Below are 17150 nucleotides of genomic sequence, written 5' to 3'. Positions count from 1 at the left end.
GCCCTTCCCGGCTTGATGGCGCTGCCGAGGCCGAGATCGAGCGATTGCGCCGCGAGCGGCTGTCGGGACCGATGATCGCGCGCCGCCTCGGCCGGCCCGTCTCGACGGTGGGCAGGGCGCTGCGCCGTCTCGGGCTCGGCCGGCTTCGCGCGCTCGATGCGCCGATACCGGTCATCCGCTACGAGCGCGACAAGCCTGGCGAACTGATCCACATCGACACCAAGAAGCTGGGGCGTATCGACGGCATCGGCCACCGCATCACCGGCGATCCGCGACAGGGCAAGTCGCGTGGCGCCGGCTGGGAAGCGCTGCACGTCGCCATCGACGACAATTCCAGGCTGGCCTACACCGAAATCCTGCCCGACGAGAAGAAGACCAGCGCCACAGCCTTCCTCGAGCGGGCGCTGGTCTTCTTCCGGCACCACGGCGTCAGCGTCGAGCGCGTCATGACCGACAACGGCTCCGCCTACAGAAGCCACCTGTTTGCCGACACGCTCGTCGCCAAGGGCATAAAGCACAAGCGCACCCGCCCCTACACGCCGCGCACCAACGGCAAGGCCGAACGCTTCATCCAGACGTCGCTGCGCGAATGGCTCTACGCCCGAGCCTATGAGACATCCGCACAGCGAACCGCCGCAATGCCTGCATGGCTCGGCGATTACAACAACCGCAGACCTCACGCCGCCCTCGGCGGAAAACCACCCATAGCTAGATTGATCAAGGACAACGTCCTTGGAAATGACAGTTAGGCGACGCTCATCGGCGGTCAGGCATTTTTTGCTGGCGCTGTTCGCAGTCGTCACCCTGGCCATCGCTGGCATGCCGACGGCGCCTGTTCCCGTCTTCGCCCAGGAGCGTGTGCGTCCGTGGTGGTCGCTGCGCGAGCTCTTCATGCCACGCAACCCGCGGCGCGCCAATCCGCGAAACAAGGCGCCGCCGGGCGTGATGGTCAGACCTCGGGCGAAATCGCCTGCCGCGCGTACCGCGCGCAAGCCTGCCCCTTCACGCGAGGTCCAGCCCGAAGTTGCCATTCTTCCCAAGGCACCTGATGCAAAGACTGTCCTGGTTGTTGGCGACTTCATCGCCGGTGGATTGGCGGAAGGCCTGGACGCCGCCTTCGCCACCGTGCCGAATGTTCGCATCGCCGACCGGTCCAACGGCTCGTCGGGCTTCGTGCGGGAGGATCATTTCGACTGGCCCGGCGAGATCGCCGGCATCATCGAAGCGGAGAAGCCGGCCGTAATATTGATCCTCGTCGGCGCCAACGACCGCCAGCAGATGCGGGTCGGCGAGACCAGCCTGCCGCTGCGCTCGGAAGCCTGGACGCGGGAATATTCCGCCCGCGCCGCAAGTTTCGCCAGCGCGGTGTCCCAGACGCATCTCCCCCTGGTCTGGGTCGGCACCACGCCCTTCAAGCCATCGAAAGCGGCTTCGGACATGCTTGCGCTCAATGAAATCTACCGCAAGGTGGCAGCCGACGTCGGCGCGGAATTCATCGATGTCTGGGAAGGTTTTGTCGACGAGAACGGAGCCTTCATCACCACCGGCCCGGACATCAGCGGTCAGCCGGTCAGGCTGCGCGCCGGCGACGGCATCAATCTGACGGCCGCAGGCAAGCGCAAGCTCGCCTACTACACCGAAAAGACGCTCAAGCGGCTTCTCGGCGAAGGCATCGGTCCGCCCGGCCCGGCAGGCATCCCATCGGTTTCGGCCGAACCTGGCGGGCCGGTTCTGCTGGACCGGACGATACCGATCGCACTCGACGATCCCGCGCTGGATGGCGGCGCGGAACTTCTCGGAGCCAGCGTCGCATCGGCCTCGGCATCCCGATCCGCCGGTAAGGGTCCCATCGCCGAAAGCTCGATGCCCGCGGCGGTGAGCGGCCGCGCCGACGATTTTTCCTGGCCGCGCAAAAGCGACCCGGCAGCGTCCACAACCTCCGCTGTTCCGGCGGGAACCGCCACCGCCCCTCCAGCCGGCACGCCTGCGGCCGACCCGGCGAAATGACCGCCTTTCCGCGGCGCCGTCAGCGCGGCAGGACGGACGACCCCATCAGCGCCTCGTCGATCGACTGCGCCGCCTGCCGGCCCTCGCGGATCGCCCAGACGACCAGCGACTGGCCGCGCCGCACATCGCCGGCGGCATACAGCCTGTCGACGCTGGTGCGGTAATCCTTGTCGTTGGCGGCGATGTTGGTCGAGCGCCGCGTGTCCTTGATCACCTGCAGGCGCCCGCCCAGATCCTTGACCACGCTGTCCGAGAACGGACCGGCGAAGCCGATGGCGATGAAGGCGAGATCGGCGCGGATGACGAACTCGGTGCCGGCGATCGGCTGCCGTTTCTCGTCCACCTCGCAGCATTTTACGCCGGTCAGCGCGCCGTCCTCGCCGATGAACTCAAGCGTTGCCACCTGGAACTCGCGCTCGGCGCCTTCCGCCTGCGAGGAAGAGGTGCGCATCTTGGTCGCCCAATAGGGCCAAACCGCAAGCTTGTTTTCCTTCTCAGGGGGCTGCGGACGGATGTCGAGTTGCGTCACCCGCACCGCCCCCTGGCGGAACGCCGTGCCGACGCAGTCGGACGCCGTATCGCCGCCGCCGACGACGACCACATGCTTGCCTCCCGCGACGATCGGCTGCGACGGCCACGCGACCGACTGGATGTCCTCGCGCCCGACCCGCTTGTTCTGCTGGACGAGGTAGGGCATCGCGTCATGCACACCCTCGAATTCGGCTCCTGGAATGCCGGCGGGGCGCGGCGTTTCCGAACCGCCGCAATAGAGCACAGCGTCATGCTCGGCGAGCAGTTCGTCGACGCTTCTGTCGACGCCGACATTGACGCCGCAATGGAAGGTCACGCCCTCGCCCTGCATCTGCTCGACGCGCCGGTCGATGAAGTGCTTTTCCATCTTGAAGTCCGGGATGCCGAAGCGCATCAGCCCGCCCGGCTTCGACTCGCGCTCATAGACATGCACGTCATGGCCGACACGCGCCAGTTGCTGGGCGGCGGCCATGCCGGCCGGGCCGGAGCCGATGATCGCGACCGACTTGCCCGTCTTGGCTTCCGGCGGCTGCGGCCGGACCATGCCGAGTTCGTAGGCCTTGTCGGCCAGCGCCTGCTCGACCGTCTTGATGGCGACGGGGATGTCCTCGAGGTTCAGCGTGCAGGCCTCCTCGCAGGGTGCGGGGCAAATGCGGCCGGTGAACTCCGGGAAATTGTTGGTGGTGTGGAGATTGCGGATCGCACTCTCCCAGTCGCCGTTGTAGACGAGGTCGTTCCAATCCGGGATCTGGTTGTGGATCGGGCAGCCCGTCGGGCCGTGGCAGAACGGCACGCCGCAATCCATGCAGCGCGCGGCCTGTTTCTCGACCTCCTTGTCCGACATCGGCAAGGTGAATTCCTTGAAATGCCGGATGCGGTCGGAAGCCGGCTGGTACTTGTGCACCTGCCGGTCGATCTCGAGAAAACCCGTTACCTTGCCCATTCTAGTCCCTATCAACCACTTTGACCGGCAACGCACGCTGCCGTGTCCGATTAGGCTCGATCGTCGTGAACTGTCCGATCAAACCGTCTCCTAACCTCGCCATCCGTCCAGCCACGTCGGATGCCGTGTTTACCTTCTCGCCTTGGAAGGCTGACAGGCGCACCCTGACGACACCGTAGGCCTCCAAGCCCTCTCGAAAAATCAAATCACCGAAATCCGCGTCCTCGGTGACGATCGGGCAACTTCCCGACAACGAAAGCTTCACGATCTCCAGGTCGGAAAGGCCCGGCGATATCTCGTGTATCCAATCTCCATCCCAGCCGATATCCCGCAGGGCTTCCACAACAACTCGCCAAACGCATTGGTCAGCGAGAAATCTCACAGTCACTCCGCCGCGTGAACAACTGGAGGCACGGAGCCCGCCAAATGATCGGCGGCAAAGGAGATCGCCGCCTGGATATCCTCCTTCGTCAACCAGGGATGCTGATCGATGATATCATCGATCGACCAGCCCGCAGCCAAACGCCGAAGAATGTGCTCGACCGTAATTCGGGTTCCGTCGATCCGCGGCTTCCCGAACATCGTCTCCGGCGTGGAAACGATCTTCGGATGTTTGTCGGCATTTCTCATGGTCATCGTCCGCAAATAGGTCACCTGTATCGAGGCCGGACGAAGTATAGCATAAGCCCTGCCGTCACCTACTCCGCCGCGATGCTCATCCTCAGCCGCTCCATCTCCTGCAGGGCGCGGCGATATTCGACCGGCATGACCTTGCGGAATTTCGGCCGGTAGGTCGCCCAGTCCTCCAGGATCGCCTTGGCGCGGGTCGAGCCCGTATAGTGCGCGTGGTTGGAGATGAGTTGCACAAGCCGCTCCTCGTCATGCTTGGTCATGTCGCCCGACACGTCGACACGACCCTTGTGGGCAAGGTCGCCGCCGTGATGGTGCAGCTTCTCCAGCATGTCGTCCTCTTCCGGGACCGGCTCCAGTTCGACCATCGCCATGTTGCAGCGCTCGGCGAAGTCGCCTTCCTCGTCGAGCACATAGGCGACGCCGCCGGACATGCCGGCCGCGAAGTTGCGGCCGGTCTTGCCGATGACGACGACCACGCCGCCGGTCATGTATTCGCAGCCATGGTCGCCGACGCCCTCGACCACCGCCGCCGCGCCGGAGTTGCGCACGGCAAACCGCTCGCCGGCGACGCCGCGGAAGTAGCATTCGCCCTCGATCGCGCCGTAAAGCACGGTGTTGCCGACGATAATCGAGTCCTCCGCAACGATCTTCGAATCGTCCGGAGGCCTGATCACGATGCGGCCGCCGGAAAGGCCCTTGGCAACGTAGTCGTTGCCGTCGCCGACCAGTTCGATCGATATGCCGCGTGTCAGGAACGCGCCGAAGGACTGGCCCGCCGTGCCTATTAGCTTCACCGAGATCGTGTCGTCTTTCAGCCCCTTGTGCTTGAAGCGCTTGGCGACCTCGCCCGCCAGCATCGCGCCGGCGGAACGGTCGACGTTGCGGATCGGCAACTCGATCTTCACCGGCAGCTTGCTCTCCAGGGCGGGGCGAGCGAGTTCGATCAGCCTGCGGTCGAGCACATCGTCGATCGGATGTTTTTGCCGCTCGGTCCAGTGCGTGGCTTCGGCCGGCGCGTCCGGCTTGAAGAACATGCGGCTAAAATCGAGACCCTTCGACTTCCAATGGTCGATAACGTCCCGCTTCTCCAAAAGGTCGGAGGCGCCGACGATCTGGTCGAGATGGGAAAAACCCATTTCGGCAAGCAGTTCGCGCACCTCTTCCGCCACGAAGAAGAAATAGTTGATGACGTGCTCTGGCGTGCCCTTGAAGCGCTTGCGCAGCACCGGGTCCTGGGTGGCGACACCGACCGGGCAGGTGTTCAAGTGGCACTTGCGCATCATGATGCAGCCGGCAGCGATCAGCGGCGCCGTCGAGAAGCCGAACTCGTCGGCCCCGAGCAGCGCGCCGATGACCACGTCGCGCCCCGTCCGCAAGCCGCCGTCGACCTGCAGCGCGACACGGCTGCGCAGCCCGTTCAGCACCAGGGTCTGGTGCGTCTCGGCAAGCCCCATCTCCCAGGGCGAACCCGCATGTTTCAGCGAGGTCAGCGGCGAGGCGCCGGTGCCGCCGTCATAGCCGGCGATGGTGATATGGTCGGCGCGCGCCTTGGCGACGCCCGCCGCAACCGTGCCGACGCCGACCTCGGAGACCAGCTTGACCGACACATCCGCCGCCGGGTTGACGTTCTTCAGGTCGAAGATGAGCTGCGCCAGATCCTCGATCGAATAGATGTCGTGGTGCGGCGGCGGCGAGATCAGGCCGACGCCCGGCGTCGAATGCCGGGTCTTGGCGATGGTCGCGTCCACCTTGTGGCCAGGCAATTGCCCGCCCTCGCCGGGCTTGGCGCCCTGCGCTACCTTGATCTGCATCATGTCGGAGTTGACGAGATACTCCGCCGTCACGCCGAAGCGGCCCGAGGCCACCTGCTTGATGGCCGAGCGCTCGGGGTTGGCCCCGCCGCCCGGCAGCGGCAGGTAGCGGTCGGGCTCCTCGCCGCCCTCTCCGGTGTTCGACTTGCCGCCGATCCTGTTCATCGCCCGCGCCAGCGTCGAATGCGCTTCGCGGCTGATCGAACCGAACGACATTGCGCCAGTCGAGAACCGCCGGACGATCTCGGCCGCCGGCATCACCTCTTCGAGTGCTACCGTCTTGCGGCCGGTCTCCTCCGCCAGCCGGACCTTGAACAAGCCGCGGATCGACTTCGCCCACGCCGCCTGGCTGTCGATCTGCTCGGAAAACTCCTTGAAGGTGCTCCACGAGTTTTGCCGAACGGCGTGTTGAAGCGAGGCCACCGCGTCCGGCGACCAGACATGCGCCTCGCCGCGCATGCGGAACAGATATTCTCCGCCCACCTCAAGCGCGCTGCGCAGCACCGGATCGTCACCGAAGGCGTCCGTGTGGCGGCTCGCCGTCTCCGCCGCGACCTCGTCCAGCCCGACACCCTCGATCAGCGAGGCGGTGCCGGTGAAATATTGCTCGATGAAATCGCTCTTGAGCCCGACGGCATCGAAGATCTGCGCCCCGCAATAGGACTGGTAGGTCGAGATGCCCATCTTGGACATGACCTTCAAAATGCCCTTGCCGATCGACTTGATGTAGCGCGAGACGATCTCGTAGGGGTCGACCTCCTTCGGCATCTCGCCGCGCTTGTGCATGTCGAGCAGCGTGTCGAAGGCAAGGTAGGGGTTGATCGCCTCGGCGCCGTAGCCGGCCAGGCAGCAGAAGTGATGCACCTCGCGCGGCTCGCCGGATTCGACAACGAGGCCAACGGAAGTGCGCAACCCCTTGCGCACCAGATGATGGTGGACGGCCGCCGTCGCCAGCAACGCCGGAATGGCGATGCGGTCCGGCCCGACCTGCCGGTCGGACAGCACGATGATGTTGTAGCGCCCCGCGACGGCCGCTTCGGCGCGCTCGCACAGCCGCTCCAGCGCGCCGCGCATGCCCGCCGCGCCCTCGGTCGCGGAATAGGTGATGTCGATCGTCTTGGTGTCGAAACTGTCCTCGGTGTGGCCGATGGAGCGGATCTTCTCCAGGTCGCCATTGGTCAGGATCGGCTGGCGCACCTCGAGCCGCTTGCGGCGCGAGGTGCCGACCAGGTCGAGAATGTTCGGCCGCGGTCCGATGAACGACACCAGGCTCATCACCAGTTCCTCGCGGATCGGGTCGATCGGCGGGTTGGTGACCTGCGCGAAATTCTGCTTGAAGTAGGTGTAGAGCATCTTCGACTTGTCCGACATCGCCGAGATCGGCGTGTCGGTGCCCATCGAACCCACGGCCTCCTGGCCGGTTGTCGCCATCGGCGACATCAGAAGCTTGGTGTCTTCCTGCGTGTAGCCGAACGCCTGCTGGCGATCGAGCAGCGTCACGTCCTTGCGCAGCGCCCGCGGCTCGACCGGCTTCAACTCCTCGAGGATGAGCTGGGTGCGGCCCAGCCACTCCTTGTAGGGATGCCTGCCGGCGATCTCCGCCTTGATCTCATCGTCGGAAATGATGCGTCCCTTGGCGAGGTCGATCAGCAGCATCTTGCCCGGCTGCAGCCGCCACTTCTGGACGATGTGCTTCTCCTCGACCGGCAGCGCGCCGGCCTCGGACGCCAAAATCACCCGGTCGTCATCAGTCACCATGTAGCGCGCCGGCCGCAGGCCGTTGCGGTCAAGCGTCGCGCCGATCTGGCGTCCATCGGTGAAGGCAACCGCCGCCGGCCCGTCCCACGGCTCCATCAGCGCGGCGTGATATTCGTAGAAAGCCTTGCGGTCGGCCGGCATCGACTTGTTGCCGGCCCAGGCTTCCGGGATCAGCATCATCATCGCGTGGGCGAGCCTGTAGCCACCCTGGAACAGAAACTCGAGCGCATTGTCGAAGCAGGCCGTGTCCGACTGCCCCTCATAGGAGATCGGCCAAAGCTTCGAGATGTCGTTGCCGAACAGCTCGCTGTCGACCGACGCCTGGCGGGCCGCCATCCAGTTGTTGTTGCCGCGCACGGTGTTGATCTCGCCATTGTGGGCGACCATGCGATAGGGGTGCGCCAGCTTCCACGACGGGAAGGTGTTGGTGGAGAACCGCTGGTGGACAAGGATCAGCGCCGTCTCGAAGCGCGGGTCCGACAGGTCCTTGTAGTAGGCGCCCACCTGATAGGCCAGGAACATGCCCTTGTAGACGATGGTGCGCGCCGACAGCGACACGCAATAGGCGCCGATGTCCCTGTTGTTGTTCTCCGCATAGATGCGGCCGGAAATCACCTTGCGCAGGAGGTAGAGCCGCGCCTCGTATTCCTCGTCGCTGTCGATCTCCGGCGTGCGGCCGATGAAAACCTGGCGATGGAAGGGCTCGGCCGCCGCGATGTCCGGCGCCTTGGACAGCGAGGAGTTGTCGACCGGCACGTCCCTAAACCCAAGCAGAGGCAGGCCCTCGGACTGCGCGGACTCCGCGATGATCTCGTTGACATGCGCGCGCATCGCCGCGTCCTGCGGCATGAACCAGTGGCCGACGCCATATTGCCCGGCGGGCGGCAGGTCGATGCCCTGCTTGGCCATCTCCTCGCGGAAGAACCGGTCAGGAATCTGCACCAGCACGCCGGCGCCGTCGCCCATCAGCGGATCGGAACCCACGGCGCCGCGATGCGTCAGGTTGTTCAGCATGAACAGCCCGTCCTTGACGATCTGGTGCGACTTGACGCCCTTCATCTGCGCGATGAAGCCCACGCCGCAGGCATCATGCTCGTTGCGCGGATCGTAGAGGCCGTTTTCGGTGGCGCGTTTGACGGCGGCGGCATTCGTCGTGGCGGCAGTCTGATGCGCGCGCGTCGAAGATGTCATGTCCGTCATGGTCAGCCTCCGTTCGTTCCGGCTCCCTGCCTGCCGCGCCGCCGGAGGGCGCCGCGAAGGCAGGTACGGGCGTTCGTATCGAAATTCACCGCTGGCGGCCTGCTAGTGGATAGCATCCGTAGGCCGGACCCGTGTCAATCCGGCAAGCGGACGCATCTCACAGAACTGGCCGGAAACGAGGCGTTTTCAACGCTCGATCCGGCGGCCACTGCGCGGATAAATAAGACAGCACTGCTGTCCTAAATTTGTTATGGCAGATATTGCGGTCGCGCACAAGACCGAATCGAAAACAATCGAGAGGAGTTGCGAAATAATCTGTCGCCAAGTACCGCCAGTCGCGCAACTTCCAGTCGCAGCGTTCGGCGACGCCTGGCCGTGCGATCGCACCCGCTGGCCCTTGAAACCGCCGGTCAAATCCGGTCTTGTCCCGGCTCCCGCCAGACAAGCTTCATGGGCCGTTTCATGCATTTTTCCTCCGACAACTGGGCCGGCGCCCATCCCAAGGTAGCCGAGAGCCTTTCGCGCCATGCCGGCGGGTTCGAAGCGGCCTATGGCAATGGGACGCTCGACAAAAAGGTGGCCGAAAAATTCAATGAAATCTTCGAGCGCGAGGTCGACGTGTTCTTCGTCGGCACCGGCACGGCGGCGAATTCGCTGTCGCTGACGCTGTTCAATCGTCCCGGAGGAATCTCGTTCTGCCATCGCGAGGCGCATGTGATGGACGACGAATGCGGCGCGCCCGAATATTTCTCCGGCGGCTCGCGGCTGTTCGCGGTCGACGGGCCGACGGGTCGGATGACTGCCGAAAACCTCGACCGCGCCATCGGCCGCTTCGTGCCGACTTTTGTCCACGCCGGCCGGCCGATCGCGGTCACGATGACACAGGCGACCGAGTCGGGAACCGTCTATTCGCTGGACAATATTGCGGCGCTCTCGGCCGTCGCGAAAAAATATGGTCTGCCGCTGCATATGGACGGCGCACGCTTCGCCAACGCGCTGGTCTCGCTCGGGACGACACCCGCCGAAATGACCTGGAAGCGCGGCGTCGACATCCTCTCCTTCGGCGGCACCAAGAACGGCTGCTGGTGCGCCGAGGCGGTCGTTCTCTTCGACCGGACGAAGGCTGAGGAATTTTCGTTCATCCGCAAGCGCGGCGCACAGCTCTTCTCGAAGTCGCGTTTCATCGCCGCGCAGTTCTATGCCTATTTCGCCGACGGGCTGTGGCTGGAGACGGCGGCCCACGCCAACGCAATGGCCGCCCGGCTGGCGGACGCTTTCCAAAATTCGAAGAATGCGCGGCTCGCCTGGGAGCCGCAGGCCAACGAGGTGTTTCCGATCATCAGGAAAGATACCATGGCCAGCGCTCTCGCCGCCGGCGCCGCCTTCTACGACTGGCGCCCGCCGCACGGTTTTGCCGATCCGATCGCGGCCGACGAAACCCTCTGCCGGCTGGTCACCAGCTTTGCCACGACGGCGGATGAGGTGGACAGGTTCGGCGGCCTGATCGGGTAGGAACTCCGCAACTGCGCCCTCACATATGTTCCTTTCCCTCGGGCATGCTGGTCGCCTCCGGCACTGACCTGCCCGGGCGCGCGCCGGACGCGTCTCCTGCCAGAACTGTCACCAATCGCCTCCCTCTGCCGTTGAGAGTGGGAACACGAGGAGCCTAACTGCCTTCCGATGGAAAGCAGAGGAGCCTCCGCATGAAAACTTTCAGCGAATTCATGAAGCAGCGTGAGAATGCCGCCAGCGCCTATTGCCGCGGCGAAGGCGACGCGGTGCTGGCCCTCAGCACGACGCGCAAGCCGGCGGGGTTCTTCGGCCCCGACGGCAAGGCCGTGCGCGGTCCGGAGCCGGTGCGGCAGGCTTATGCAGCGGGCGCGGCGCAGTTCGGCAAGGACGGCGAGAGCCAGTTCGAGGTCTACCAGGAGGCCGAGGGCGGCGACATCGCCTACTGGAGTGGCCTGCAACGGGCGATCGTCGAGCTGAACGGCCGTTCGGTGCCGATGGATCTGCGCGTCACCGAACTGTTCCGCCGCGAGGACGGCGAATGGAAGCTGGTTCACCGCCACGCCGACATGCTGAAATCGGATCAGTGACCCACAAACGCAAAGCGGCGCCCAGAAGGCGCCGCCCGCGGGAGGATGCGAAGCCGTCTTAGTTGACGGTGTTCGCCCCGATCTGCTTGGCTTTCGCCGACGCGTTGGTGATCGCGATCTTGCGCGGCTTCAGTTCCTCGGGAACGTTGCGCTTGAGATCGATGTGCAGAAGGCCGTTCTTGAGGGCCGCACCCGTCACCTCGACATGGTCGGCAAGCTGGAAGCGGCGCTCGAAGGAGCGGGCGGCAATGCCGCGATAGATCACTTCGCTGCCTTCGCCGTTGCCCTCTTCCTTGCGCTCACCCTTCACGCTGAGCACGTTGCGGTGCGACTGGATGTCGATCTCGCTGTCGGAGAAACCAGCCACCGCCATGGAGATGCGGTAGGAATCCTCGCCGGTACGCTCGATGTTGTAGGGCGGATAGCTGGGCGAAGCGCTCTCGGGCTGGCCAAGCGAATCCAGCATGGTGAAGAGCCGGTCGAAACCGACAGTGGAACGATAGAGAGGGGAAAAATCGACATGACGCATGGTCTGTTCTCCTGTTGAGCAACATTTTGGCGTTTGGCCCGTCGCGAAACCCGTCTTCGGCCTTCCGCATGGACCAGCGGCCCCTTGAGTGGCGACCGCAAAAGATATCTGGGTGGGCGAAATCGGCATTTCAAGGAATTTTCCGGCGCGCAAATCGTTTGCGCTCATGAACGGCGGATGAACCTTGCCTTCGGCCTGCGTTCAGCAAGGCCCGGCTAAAGTCATCTGGCATCAACAGAAAGCGATGCGTCCCGGTGCAACGCCAGGGAGCCGAGCCGGGTGTAACGTCCCTTCCGCCCGGATCGACAAAGGGCCGGAAGTCGCGAAAGCGGCTTCCGGCCTATTCCATTCTTGCCGCCGGAATCTGCGGACGCGCCTTCTCCTCGCCAAGCCGCGAAAATCCGCGCTGGCACTCGATGCTTCGGCTTTCGTGTCAGGGGCGCTGCCGTCATGACGAGTTGCGCCTCGGCGGCTCCAGCGCGTAGTACGCCATCGCATTGGCATGCGCCAGAATCTCGTCGACCTCGCGGATGTTCTTGCGTTTCGGGGCGTCCGGGTCGAAGCGCGGCAATCTTCCGCCCGGCGGACGCCCGCGCCGCAGCGGCGAAAAACGCCGGAACCGGACCGGACCCGGCTTGCCGCTCGCTGCCGCCGCGTCGCGGGCCGCCTTGTCGCGCTGAAGGCCTGCGTCGTTGCGCGCCTTCCAGCGGGCGAAACGCTGCGCCTGGCCGGGAAGATCGTCGAGTGCCTGACCGAGCGCGTCGAGCCTGAGCGTCAGCTTCGCCGCGTTCATCGGATCGTCGCGCGATGGCGGCGGCGGCAGGGGGATGCGTGGCGCATCGTCGTCGAGCGAGCGGATGCGCGGCACGGCGTGCGCCGGCACATAGTTGCGGCGGATGCGGAACGGATATTTCAGAGGATCGAGCAGCGAAAGGTTTTGTCCACGCGGGCGAGAGGCGCGAAGTTCGGCTGCCTTCCGCTCGGCTTCATAGCGGGCAAAATCCTCCTGCGACAGGGCGACGGCAAGGCCGAGGCGGCGCATGGCGGCCACCGTGTCGGAAATTTTTGGGTTCGGCTTGCGCGGACGAAACGGCGGCAGCGTCACCACGATGCCTTGCGCCACCGCGATGATCAGCCGCCGTGCGGCGGATTCGGCCGGGCGCAGCAACAGAAGAATGGCGCGGTAGAGGTGGCGGGGCAGGCAAAGCGCCGGAGACGGCTTGTTCCGCCCGGTCTTTCCCGCCCGTCCCGGTCTCGGAGCGACGGCGGCTTCCCCGAGCACCAGCGACAATGGCCTGCCAAACCCCATCTCGGCCATGCCCACGAGCATCAAGAGGATATGCTTCAGCGCTCCCCGGTATCGTTCGATCGTTGCACTTGCGTCCATCAGGTCCATCGCCGCCTCCTCCGGACAAGGCCGGCATCCAATATGGAACATATCGGGAACATATGCAAGTGTCCTAAGAAAATAATCCTTGACAACGGCGGAAAGGCGAAGCGCCGTCACGCCGACAGCGCAACACATTGAAAAGGCTTGATTTTTCGAGAGGTAGCGGCTCGCCTCAGGGCCTTCCCAGCCTGGGCGCAAGGCCCTTCGAAAACAATGTCATGCTTGTAAAGCCAAGCAGAAACAGATGGTTAGCCGCAACCCGCGTGGATTTTGGCGGAACAAGCATGACCTAAGAGGCCGGCAAAAGCGGCGACCGGGACGACCCCGTGGTGCAGGGGATTCGCGTATGACAACCGGCGGCTTCCGTCGCCTCTTTGCCCATCATTACCCTTGTGGCGATCATATTCACGCATCCTGGATTTTAGCTGCGGCTCGCCAGTTCTCCAGCGCAGCAGATTCCGCACCGGCTTTGTAGCTTCGAATCCGAGGCAAACCATGATTGTCGTCATTCTCGACCTCGTGAGCGAGCGAAGCGAGCGGAGAGTGTCGGGAATCCATGCCTCGACGGTGTCGAAATCAAAGCCGATGCAGAAAATCTCACACCATCGCGCGAACAGAAAGTCGGCTTTGAAATGTGTGAACATTATAGCCAAAAACGGGGAGAGGATACCGACCGGCGGGTAAGGGACGGCACGAATGGTCGGAACATGCAGCAGCACATACCAGCCCAAGGCCAGACGTTTTCTTTGCAATCGGGCGATAAGCTCCTACCTTGCGACCAAATCGCCCCGGCGCGAGCTGCTTCGATGACCGACTTCTTCTTCGAAATCCCCGGCAATCCCGTTCCGGACAACGCCTCGGGCGGTTTCTTCCGCACGCCGGACGGTTTTCGCCTGCGCTATGCCTGCTTCGCGCCGAACGAGGCGCCGTCGCGCGGGACGGTGATCGTGCTCAGCGGCCGCAACGAATGCATCGAGAAATATTTCGAGACGATCCGCGATCTGGCCGGCATGGGACTGGGCAGCGCCATCATGGACTGGCGCGGCCAAGGCGCGTCCGACCGGCTGATGCGCGACCCGATGCGCGGCCATGTCGTCAGCTTCGACGACTATGTCGCCGACCTCAGGCAGTTCTTCGCCGAGATCGTCGAACGCGACTGCCCCGGCCCCTATTTCGTACTGGCGCATTCGACCGGCTCGCTGATCGCGCTCATGGCCGCGCCCTCCTTCGCAGGCAAGGTGCGGCGCATGGTGCTGGTCGCGCCGTTCCTCGGCGCCAGCGGCCTGCCGCTGTCGACGAAGAACATCAAGCGGCTGATGAATGTGTTCTATTGGGTCGGCATTCGCCGGCTCTACGCCTTTGGCGGCAAGCGACCGCCCGGCCCGCCGCTGTTTTCCACCAACAAGCTGACGACCGACGAGGCGCGGTTCCAGCGCAACACGCTGCTTTACCTGACGCATCCCGGGCTGGCGCTGGGCGGCCCGACCGTCTCCTGGGTGCGCGCCGCAGCAATCGCGTCGGAAAAGGTACAGGACCCCGCCTTCATCGCCGGCTTCAAAATTCCCTCACTGTTCATCGCGGCCGGGGCGGACGAGGTGGTGTCGACCGAGGCGATCGAGGACTATGCGCGAAGGCTGAAAACCGCTTCGCTGATCACCATAGACGGCTCGCGCCACGAGATTTTGCAGGAGGCCGATCTTTATCGCGAGCAGTTGCTCGCGGCCTTCAACGCTTTTGTGCCGGGATCGGGGGCGGAGCAGAGTGAGAAGGTTTCGGCCTGAGCAACCAGCGGGGTTCGCAAGACGATCGAATTTACCTCTCTCCAATCACCTTCCCGCGAGCTGTCGGATCACATCTCGCAGCGTTTGGCTTCCCTTCGCCGATTGTGCGGCATTTCCTGCACCCACTTTGACTTCATCACCCACGAGGCATGGATTCCCGACACTCTCCGCTCGCTTCGCTCGCTCACGAGGTCGGGAATGACGACAGTCACCTTCCGTTTCAGCTAATCGTCAAGGTTGGAGATTAGCCGGAGCAGATCATGAGTGTCGTCATTCCCGACCTCGTGAGCGAGCGAAGCGAGCGGAGAGTGTCGGGAATCCATGCCTCGGAAGCGAAGCTTCAAAGCCGGTGCAGAATCGACTGCGCACCTATTACTGGAGAGCCGCAGCTAAAATCCAAGTGTGTGAACACGGCAGTATCCACAAAGGGTAGGCACGAGAATATGACGCGACTGACGCTTCGCCGTCCATGTCTATCCTACCCAGCAAGCACCGCCATCGCCGCCGCGTGCAGTTCGGGTGTCGCGGCGGCAAGAATGTCGCCGCCGCCCTCGGCCCTTCCCCCGTCGAAGGTGGTGACCACGCCGCCGGCCTGTTCGATGATCGGGATAAGGGCTGCGATGTCGTAGGATTTCAGGCCGGGATCGGTGACGATGTCCACCTGCCCCGCCGCCACCATGGCGAAGGCGTAGCAGTCGGTGCCGTAGCGCGACAGCCGCACGGCGCCTTCCAGCCGCTCGTATTTGGCGCGCATCGCGGGGCCCTTGAACAGGGCGGGGGTGGTTGTGAAGTGGATCGCGTCGGCAAGTTCGGCCGTCTTACGGGTCGAAAGCGGGCGGTCGCCGCCGGGGCCTTCGTAAAACGAACCCGTTCCCGTCGTGTAGAAAAGCTCGCCGGTAAAGGGCTGCGACATCATCCCGGCGGAAGCCTTTCCGTCGATGGTCAGGCCGACCAGCGTGCCCCAGACCGGGATGCCGGAGATGAAGGCGCGGGTGCCGTCGATCGGGTCGATGATCCAGCGATGACGGCTGGAAACGTTTTCCGCTCCAAACTCCTCGCCGAGGATGCCGTGGTCGGGATATTCCGCACGGATGAGGCCGCGGATGACGCGTTCCGCTTGCTGGTCGGCCTCCGTCACCGGATCGAAACCGCCGGCCTGCTTGTTGGAGACGGCGCCCTGGCTGCGGAAGCGCGGCAGCGTCTCGGCCGCCGCGGCGCGTGCGATCTTGCGCAGGAAATCTGCGGAAACGGTCACGGTGGGAAGGTCCTTTCTTGGGAATCGTTCAGCGGTTTGTTGCAGGAATGTCACAAGCGAACGGGTACGCCGATAAAAATATCATTCTTATTTAAGAATCCGTCATGATCGCTTGACATTTGTGCGATGCACAATATCCTCATTCTCGAACAGGTTTCCTGTTCATGCCCTCCTTGGGCGTTTCCTCCCTAGACTCAGACCGCGTTGTGCGAACAACGCGGTTTTTTTTGACCCGCGAGACGGCCTGATACGGGGCTTGTCCGGGGGGCTATTCGGCCGCCAGCGGCAGGCTGACGAAGACGTCATCCGGCAACGACATCAGGTCGGCGGAAAAACCCGTGAGGTCGTGGGCCAGGGCCTCGAAGCCGGCAGACTTCTGGAACGTGCGCTCGTTCATGTAAAGCCCGCGATTGATCTCGATCTGCACCGCATGCAGCCCCCGCGCCGGCCGCCCATAGTGCTCGGTGATGAAACCGCCGGCATAGGGCTTGTTGTGGGCGACGGTGTAGCCCTTTGACGACAGCAGCGAGATGACGCTTTCCACGACCCCGGCCGAGGCCGAGGCGCCAAAACGGTCGCCGACGATGAAATCGGGGCGCATGCCGTTGTCGCCGACGCGGATGGAAGCCGGCATGGAATGGCAGTCGATCAGCACGGCATAGCCGAAATGCGCATGCGTCTGCATCAGCATGCGCTTCAGGGTCTCGTGGAAGGGTTTGTAGATGCCGTCTATGCGCTCGATCGCCTCGGCCAGCGGCAGCCGCGACGGGTAGATGTCGAGCCCCTCGCCGACGAGTTTCGGGATCGTGCCCAGGCCGCCGGCGACGCGCGCCGAGCGGATATTGGCGAAGGACGGCACCGGGTCCTGGAACATGCGCGGGTCGAGTTCCCACGGCTCGCGGTTGACGTCGATATAGGCGCGCGGAAAGTTGGCGGCGAGCATCGGCGCGCCGAGCGCCACCGCGCCGGCGAAGAGTTCGTCGACATAGCTGTCCTCGGAGCGGCGGATCGCCATGGCGTCCAGCCTGGTCATCGCCAAAAAACGTTGGGGATAGTGGCGGCCGCTATGCGGCGAACTGAACACGAAGGGAACGCGTTGCTCGGCGGTCGAGCGAATCTCGAAAGGGGCGACGCTGGAAAAATCGTCGGCCGCCGTCACTTACGCTGCTCCGGACCCTGAACTGCATAGACCATGCCTGCGAAACTGCCATTT

General features: G+C 64.1%; 14 protein-coding genes. 5 read left to right on the top strand and 9 right to left on the bottom strand.

The features are described from left to right. Positions 1-749, top strand: a 749-nt coding sequence (locus ACH196_RS24210; RefSeq protein WP_396649500.1) for an IS481 family transposase, incomplete at its 5' end; no start/stop codon positions are given. After that, a complete protein-coding gene (locus ACH196_RS24205) occupies positions 739-2007 on the top strand; it encodes a DUF459 domain-containing protein (RefSeq protein WP_396649499.1) in 1269 nt (422 codons plus the stop codon). The genes ACH196_RS24210 and ACH196_RS24205, both read left to right, overlap by 11 nt. Before the next feature lie 19 nt (positions 2008-2026). Here ACH196_RS24205 and ACH196_RS24200 read toward each other — a convergent pair whose 3' ends face one another. The 4 genes from ACH196_RS24200 to gltB all read right to left on the bottom strand — a co-directional run bounded on the left by ACH196_RS24200 (position 2027) and on the right by gltB (position 8883). After that, on the bottom strand, positions 2027-3481 hold the full coding sequence (locus tag ACH196_RS24200) for a glutamate synthase subunit beta (protein ID WP_396649498.1): 1455 nt from the start codon (positions 3479-3481) through the stop codon (positions 2027-2029). Between the two features lies 1 nt (position 3482). Further along, positions 3483-3863: a DUF5615 family PIN-like protein gene (locus ACH196_RS24195; RefSeq protein WP_396649497.1), complete on the bottom strand. Its 381-nt coding sequence runs from the start codon at positions 3861-3863 to the stop codon at positions 3483-3485. Positions 3864-3865: 2 nt separating this feature from the next. Next, positions 3866-4111, bottom strand: coding sequence for a DUF433 domain-containing protein (locus tag ACH196_RS24190; RefSeq protein ID WP_396649496.1), 246 nt, complete (start codon positions 4109-4111; stop codon positions 3866-3868). A gap of 68 nt (positions 4112-4179) precedes the next feature. Beyond that, complete coding sequence (gltB, locus tag ACH196_RS24185) at positions 4180-8883, bottom strand: glutamate synthase large subunit (RefSeq protein WP_396649495.1); 4704 nt, start codon at positions 8881-8883, stop codon at positions 4180-4182. A 462-nt stretch (positions 8884-9345) separates the two neighbouring features. On the opposite strand from gltB, the gene ACH196_RS24180 reads away from it, so the two are divergent. Both ACH196_RS24180 and ACH196_RS24175 read left to right on the top strand, forming a co-directional pair. Beyond that, complete coding sequence (locus tag ACH196_RS24180) at positions 9346-10395, top strand: threonine aldolase family protein (RefSeq protein ID WP_396649504.1); 1050 nt, start codon at positions 9346-9348, stop codon at positions 10393-10395. Positions 10396-10586: 191 nt separating this feature from the next. Then, complete coding sequence (locus ACH196_RS24175; RefSeq protein ID WP_396649494.1) at positions 10587-10982, top strand: YybH family protein; 396 nt, start codon at positions 10587-10589, stop codon at positions 10980-10982. Positions 10983-11040: 58 nt separating this feature from the next. On the opposite strand, the gene ACH196_RS24170 is transcribed toward ACH196_RS24175, so the two are convergent. The 3 genes from ACH196_RS24170 to ACH196_RS24160 all read right to left on the bottom strand — a co-directional run bounded on the left by ACH196_RS24170 (position 11041) and on the right by ACH196_RS24160 (position 13653). Then, a complete protein-coding gene (locus ACH196_RS24170; protein ID WP_396649493.1) occupies positions 11041-11511 on the bottom strand; it encodes an Hsp20 family protein in 471 nt (156 codons plus the stop codon). Positions 11512-11959: 448 nt separating this feature from the next. Next, positions 11960-12907: a hypothetical protein gene (locus ACH196_RS24165; protein WP_396649492.1), complete on the bottom strand. Its 948-nt coding sequence runs from the start codon at positions 12905-12907 to the stop codon at positions 11960-11962. Between the two features lie 242 nt (positions 12908-13149). Next, a complete protein-coding gene (locus ACH196_RS24160) occupies positions 13150-13653 on the bottom strand; it encodes a hypothetical protein (protein WP_396649491.1) in 504 nt (167 codons plus the stop codon). A 54-nt stretch (positions 13654-13707) separates the two neighbouring features. On the opposite strand from ACH196_RS24160, the gene ACH196_RS24155 reads away from it, so the two are divergent. Next, positions 13708-14682 carry an alpha/beta fold hydrolase gene (locus ACH196_RS24155; protein WP_396649490.1) on the top strand — a complete coding sequence of 325 codons (975 nt, stop codon included), beginning with the start codon at positions 13708-13710 and terminating at the stop codon, positions 14680-14682. 478 nt (positions 14683-15160) lie between these two features. Here the strand turns inward: ACH196_RS24155 and hisN are convergent, their stop codons facing one another. Both hisN and ACH196_RS24145 read right to left on the bottom strand, forming a co-directional pair. Next, positions 15161-15937: a histidinol-phosphatase gene (hisN, locus tag ACH196_RS24150; RefSeq protein WP_396649489.1), complete on the bottom strand. Its 777-nt coding sequence runs from the start codon at positions 15935-15937 to the stop codon at positions 15161-15163. Positions 15938-16205: 268 nt separating this feature from the next. Next, on the bottom strand, positions 16206-17096 hold the full coding sequence (locus tag ACH196_RS24145; RefSeq protein WP_396649488.1) for an N-formylglutamate amidohydrolase: 891 nt from the start codon (positions 17094-17096) through the stop codon (positions 16206-16208). Positions 17097-17150 lie beyond the last annotated feature (54 nt).

It is taken from the genome of Mesorhizobium sp. IMUNJ 23232, assembly GCF_044326205.1.
Classification (GTDB): domain Bacteria; phylum Pseudomonadota; class Alphaproteobacteria; order Rhizobiales; family Rhizobiaceae; genus Kumtagia.
The sequence above is the reverse complement of the archived record's forward strand: the minus strand, read 5'-3'. Positions and strand labels throughout refer to the sequence as shown.

Excerpts from the sequence above, each read along its gene's own strand:
- ACH196_RS24205 (WP_396649499.1), top strand. The coding sequence starts at position 739 with ATGACAGTTAGGCGACGCTCATCGGCGGTCAGGCATTTTTTGCTGGCG.
- ACH196_RS24200 (WP_396649498.1), bottom strand. The coding sequence starts at position 3,481 with ATGGGCAAGGTAACGGGTTTTCTCGAGATCGACCGGCAGGTGCACAAG.
- ACH196_RS24190 (WP_396649496.1), bottom strand. The coding sequence starts at position 4,111 with ATGAGAAATGCCGACAAACATCCGAAGATCGTTTCCACGCCGGAGACG.
- gltB (WP_396649495.1), bottom strand. The coding sequence starts at position 8,883 with ATGACGGACATGACATCTTCGACGCGCGCGCATCAGACTGCCGCCACG.
- ACH196_RS24180 (WP_396649504.1), top strand. The coding sequence starts at position 9,346 with ATGCATTTTTCCTCCGACAACTGGGCCGGCGCCCATCCCAAGGTAGCC.
- ACH196_RS24175 (WP_396649494.1), top strand. The coding sequence starts at position 10,587 with ATGAAAACTTTCAGCGAATTCATGAAGCAGCGTGAGAATGCCGCCAGC.
- ACH196_RS24170 (WP_396649493.1), bottom strand. The coding sequence starts at position 11,511 with ATGCGTCATGTCGATTTTTCCCCTCTCTATCGTTCCACTGTCGGTTTC.
- ACH196_RS24165 (WP_396649492.1), bottom strand. The coding sequence starts at position 12,907 with ATGGACCTGATGGACGCAAGTGCAACGATCGAACGATACCGGGGAGCG.
- ACH196_RS24155 (WP_396649490.1), top strand. The coding sequence starts at position 13,708 with ATGACCGACTTCTTCTTCGAAATCCCCGGCAATCCCGTTCCGGACAAC.